Source organism: Sphingomonas sp. CCH15-F11 (genome assembly GCF_001557005.1).
GTDB lineage: Bacteria > Pseudomonadota > Alphaproteobacteria > Sphingomonadales > Sphingomonadaceae > Sphingomonas.
Genome location: NZ_LSKG01000181.1, coordinates 1 through 5005 on the forward strand (window position 1 = coordinate 1; position 5005 = coordinate 5005).

The 5005-nt window shown below is 68.0% G+C and carries 3 protein-coding genes; all 3 read right to left on the reverse strand.

Going from position 1 to position 5005, the window contains the following annotated elements; translation table 11 throughout:
- Positions 1-267: 267 nt before the first annotated feature.
- Positions 268-1935 (reverse strand): formate--tetrahydrofolate ligase, encoded by a 1668-nt coding sequence (locus AX709_RS17755; protein ID WP_066551313.1) that lies wholly within the window; start codon positions 1933-1935, stop codon positions 268-270.
- A 538-nt stretch (positions 1936-2473) separates the two neighbouring features.
- Positions 2474-4063, reverse strand: coding sequence for a class II 3-deoxy-7-phosphoheptulonate synthase (locus AX709_RS17760; protein WP_066551315.1), 1590 nt, complete (start codon positions 4061-4063; stop codon positions 2474-2476).
- Positions 4064-4231: 168 nt separating this feature from the next.
- The coding region (locus tag AX709_RS17765; RefSeq protein WP_066551317.1) for a D-2-hydroxyacid dehydrogenase at positions 4232-5005 on the reverse strand (774 nt) is incomplete at its 5' end.

A 5005-nucleotide genomic window follows, 5' to 3' on the forward strand; every position in this document is an offset into this window, starting at 1 on the left:
GAAGGGGGCCAGATGCGCCTGATCGACGGTCAGTTCGCCCGCCGAGGGCATTGCTGTGCCGATAAGGGCGAGAAGCGGTGCGGCGGCGAGCAGAAGCGCCGGGCGATAGGATCGGGTCAAGCTGGGCATCGTGGGGTCTCCTGCTGGCAGGCGCGTTGCCCGAGGGTTCGCCCGCGCGACCGAAACGGTTACGCCGGGCGTCGTCATCATTAACATGCCGGCGCTCGCCCGGCTTTGCGCAACCCTGCTAAATTCGTGGCGGCCGGTTTAGAACAGGCCGTCGATCTGGCCATCGGCGTCGATCCGGATCGCCTCGGCAGCGGGCACGCGCGGGAGGCCGGGCATCGTCATCAGGTCGCCGCAGATCGCGACGACGAACCCCGCGCCCGCCGCCAGCCGCACCTCGCGCACCGTCACGACATGGCCGGTCGGCGCGCCGAGCAGCGCGGGGTCGGTCGAGAAGCTGTATTGCGTCTTGGCCATGCAGACGGGCAGGCGGCCGTAGCCTTCGCTTTCCCAGCGTTTCAACTGGGCGTGGACGGCGGGGGAGGCCACCGCTTCCTCGGCGCGGTAGATGCGGGTCGCGACCGTATTGATCTTGGCGAACAGCGGCAGGTCGTCGTCATAGAGCGGCGCGAACTGGCCGGCGTCCTTGTCGGCAAGCGCGGCGACCGCTTCGGCCAGGTCGACCGCGCCCGCGCCGCCCTCGGCCCAGTGGCGGCACATGATCGCGCGACTGCCATGCGCGGCCGCGACCTCATGCAGCACGGCGAGCTCGGCATCGGTGTCGGTGCCGAAGTGGTTGATCGCGACAACGGCAGGAACGCCGAACTGGCGGATATTTTCCAGGTGGCGGATCAGGTTGACCGATCCGCGTCGCACCGCGTCGACATCTTCGCGCGCCAGATCGCCCTTGGCGACGCCGCCGTTCATCTTGAGCGCGCGCACGGTCGCGACGATCACCGCCGCGCTGGGGGTAAGCCCCGCCTGGCGGCATTTGATATCGAAGAACTTCTCCGCGCCCAGGTCCGCCCCGAATCCCGCTTCGGTGACGACATAATCGGCGAGGCCCAATGCGGCGCGGGTCGCGATCACCGAGTTGCAGCCATGCGCGATGTTGGCGAACGGGCCACCATGGATCAGCGCGGGATTGCCGGCGAGCGTCTGGACCAGGTTGGGCTTGATCGCCTGGGCCAGCAGCACCGCCATCGCGCCGCTCGCCTTTAGGTCGGCGGCGGTGACCGGGCGGCGATCGCGCGTGTAGGCGACGACGATGCGCCCCAGCCGCGCCTCGAGGTCGTCGAGGTCGCGCGCGAGGCACAGGATCGCCATGACTTCGGACGCGACGGTAATGTCGAAGCCGCTTTCGCGCGGGAAGCCGTTGGCGGTGCCGCCGATCGACTGGACGATGTCGCGCAGCGCGCGGTCGTTCATGTCGAGGACGCGCCGCCACATGATGCGCCGCACATCGATGTCGAGCGCGTTGCCCCAATGGATATGGTTGTCGATCATCGCGGCGAGCAGGTTGTGGGCGCTGGTGATTGCGTGGAAATCGCCGGTGAAATGGAGGTTGATGTCCTCCATCGGCACCACTTGCGCATAGCCGCCGCCGGTCGCGCCGCCCTTGGTGCCGAAGCACGGTCCGAGCGAAGGTTCGCGCAACACTAGCATCGTGCGTCGCCCGGTCAGGTTGAGCGCGTCGGCCAGGCCGACCGACGTGGTGGTCTTGCCCTCGCCGGCGGGCGTCGGATTGATCGCGGTGACGAGGATCAGCTTGCCCTGATGCCCGGACGGCGCGTCGATCCGGTCGAGCTCGATCTTCGCCTTGTGACGGCCATAGGGCTCGATCGCCGCCTCCGGGATACCGGCGCGTTCGGCGATCGCGTGGATGGGCTGGAGCGTAGCGGCGCGCGAGATCGCGATGTCGGACAGCATGGCGCGGGTGTAGCGGGGCGCGAGGCGGGCGGCCAGATGATGTTCACGCCGTCCCGTCGGAGGCCGGGGCCGGTGGCCGATGGTCCGCGACACTGGCCAGAGGCCCCGGCCTCCGGGGTTCCCCGCAAAGTATTACTTTGCGGGGGTCCCTCCGCCGGGGCGACGGCTTATTGGCGAGGCAGGACGCATTTCAAACGTCACCCCGGCGAAGGCCGGGGTCTCTGGCAAAAGGAGCGCTACACTGGCCAGAGGCCCCGGCCTACGCCGGGGCGACGATTAGGACTGGCTCGCGTAAACGTTCAGACGTCACCCCGGCGAAGGCCGGGGTCTCTGGCAAAAGGAGCGCCACCCGCCCCACCGGCCCGGCCCACGCGGGGTGACGAGTAGCTTTGGTCCGCCCCCACATTCCTTCGTCACCCCCGCGAAGGCGGGGGTCCACCGGGCTGTCAGGCTGTCCGCTCAAGGTCGAGCGCTTCGCATGCTGGGCGGTGGACCCCGGCCTACGCGGGGTGACGATCATTACAGGAGCGGCAGGCGCTTACGCAGCCGCGCGGCGGCGTTCCTGCATTTCCTCGTTGAGCATCTCCGCGAGCAGGAAGGCGAGTTCCAGGCTCTGGCTGGCGTTGAGGCGCGGGTCGCAATGGGTGTGGTAGCGATCGGCCAGCGACTGCTCGGTCACCGCGACCGCGCCGCCCGTGCATTCGGTGACGTTCTGGCCGGTCATTTCCGCGTGGATGCCGCCGGCGATCGTCCCTTCGGCGCGGTGCACCGCGAAGAAGCCGCGCACTTCGGCGAGGATGCGATCGAAGGGCCGCGTCTTGTAGCCGTTGGCCGCCTTGATGACGTTGCCGTGCATCGGGTCGCAGCTCCACACCACCGGATGCCCCTCACGCTTCACCGCGCGGACCAGCTTGGGCAGTCCGTCCTCGATCTTGTCATGGCCATAGCGGGTGATGAGCGTCATGCGGCCCGGCACCCGCGCGGGATTGAGCGTGTCGAGCAGGCGCAGCAGCACGTCGGGCTCCAGGCTGGGGCCGCACTTCATGCCGATGGGATTGCCGATGCCGCGCAGGAATTCGACATGCGCCGACCCCTCGAAGCGGGTGCGGTCGCCGATCCACACGAAATGCGCGGAGGTGTCGTACCAGTCGCCGGTCAGCGAATCCTGGCGAGTCAGCGCCTGCTCATAGGGCAGGAGCAGCGCCTCGTGGCTGGTGTAGAAGCTGGTGCCTTTCAGCTGCGGCACGGTGTCGGGGCTGATCCCGCAGGCTTCCATGAAGTCGAGCGCTTCGCCGATGCGGTCGGCGACGTCGCGATATTTCTTGGCCCAGGGGCTGGAGCCGAGGAAATCATGCGTCCAGCGATGAACCTGGTGGAGATTGGCATAGCCGCCCTGCGCGAAGGCACGCAGCAGGTTGAGCGTGGCGGCGGACTGGAGATAGCCCTGCACCATGCGCTGCGGATCGGGGATGCGCGCTTCGGGGGTGAAGGCGATGTCGTTGACATTGTCGCCGCGATAGCTGGGCAGCTCGACGCCATCGATCACCTCGGTCGGGGCCGAGCGCGGCTTGGCGAACTGGCCCGCCATGCGGCCGAGCTTCACCGTCGGCAGCTTGGACGCAAAGGTCAGCACCACCGCCATTTGCAGGATGACGCGGAAGGTGTCGCGGATGTTGTTGGGGTGGAACTCGGCAAAGCTTTCCGCACAGTCGCCGCCCTGGAGCAGGAACGCCTTGCCCGCCGCGACCTTGGCCAGTTCCGCGGTCAGCTCGCGCGCTTCGCCCGCGAACACCAGCGGCGGGTAGCTCGACAGCGTGTCGGTCGCGGCCTTCAATGCGGCGGCGTCGGGATAATCGGGCAATTGCCGCGCGTCGGCGGCGGTCCAGCTGCCGGGGGTCCAGCTACTCATGTCATTCTCCGAAATGCGGGCGGTCACGAACCAGTCGGCGTGATGGGCGATGCCGTTGGCGGCGATCTGGTTGACCGCGGCGGCGGACGCGCGCTTGCCATCCTCCTCCCAACCCTGAACCGTGCTGCCCGGCGCGCCATACCACGCACCGAAGGCGGCGCGGCTGATGCCACGCTCCTCGCGAAACCGCCTGATCTTGATGCCTGCCAGTGTCGTCATGGGGAGCCATTTACGCTAACGGGGTAAATGTGCAAGGGGGTGGAGGGGGTGGCAGGTTTCTCGACTTCGCTCGAAACGAACGACGTTCTGGTTGGGTAGATTTCAGCTTAACCGTGCTCCTCCTTCCCGTTCGTTTCGAGCGAAGTCGAGAAACGCGAAGCAGTCCGCTCAGTAACCCGCGTCGAGATCCACGACATTGCGCATCGGTCGGCCGGCCAGGAACGCCCCCAGATTCTCCAGGAACAACGCCCCCGCCCGCTGGAACATCGTCGTCTGCGCGCGGCCGGACAGGTGCATGGAGTGCAGCACGTTGGGCGTGGTCCACAGCGGATGGTCGGCGGGCAGCGGCTCGGGCGTGACCGTGTCGAGGAACGCGCCGCCGATCCGGCGGGCGGTGAGCGCGGCGATCAGCGCGTCCTGATCGATCATGTCGCCGCGCGCCATGTTGACGATCCAGGCGGTCGGCTTCATCGCCGCCAGCTCGGCCGCGCCGATCATCGCGCTGGTCTCGCCGGTGGAGGGCGCGGCGAGGATGATCCAGTCGAATTCGCCGAGGTGCGCGCGCCACTGGTCCGGGGTCAGCGTGCCGTCACGGCCCGATCGCGTGACGCCGGTCACCTCCATCTCGAACGCGCGCAGCCGTGACGCGATCAGCCCGCCGATCGTGCCCATGCCGATGATCAGCGCGCGCCCGCCGGCCAGCTCGATCGTGCCGGGCGAGGCGACCGTCCATTCGTGGCGATCGGCGATGCGGACCACTTCGTCATAGCGCTTGGCGGCGGCGAGCATCCCCATGACCGCATATTCGGCGACGGCATTGGCATTTATGCCGGTGCCGTTGGTGACGATCGTGCCGCGCGATTTGAGCTGCGCGGTGTCATAGGCGTCGACGCCCGCGCGCAGCTCAAATCGCGCGGCACGATCGTCACCAACGGCACCGGC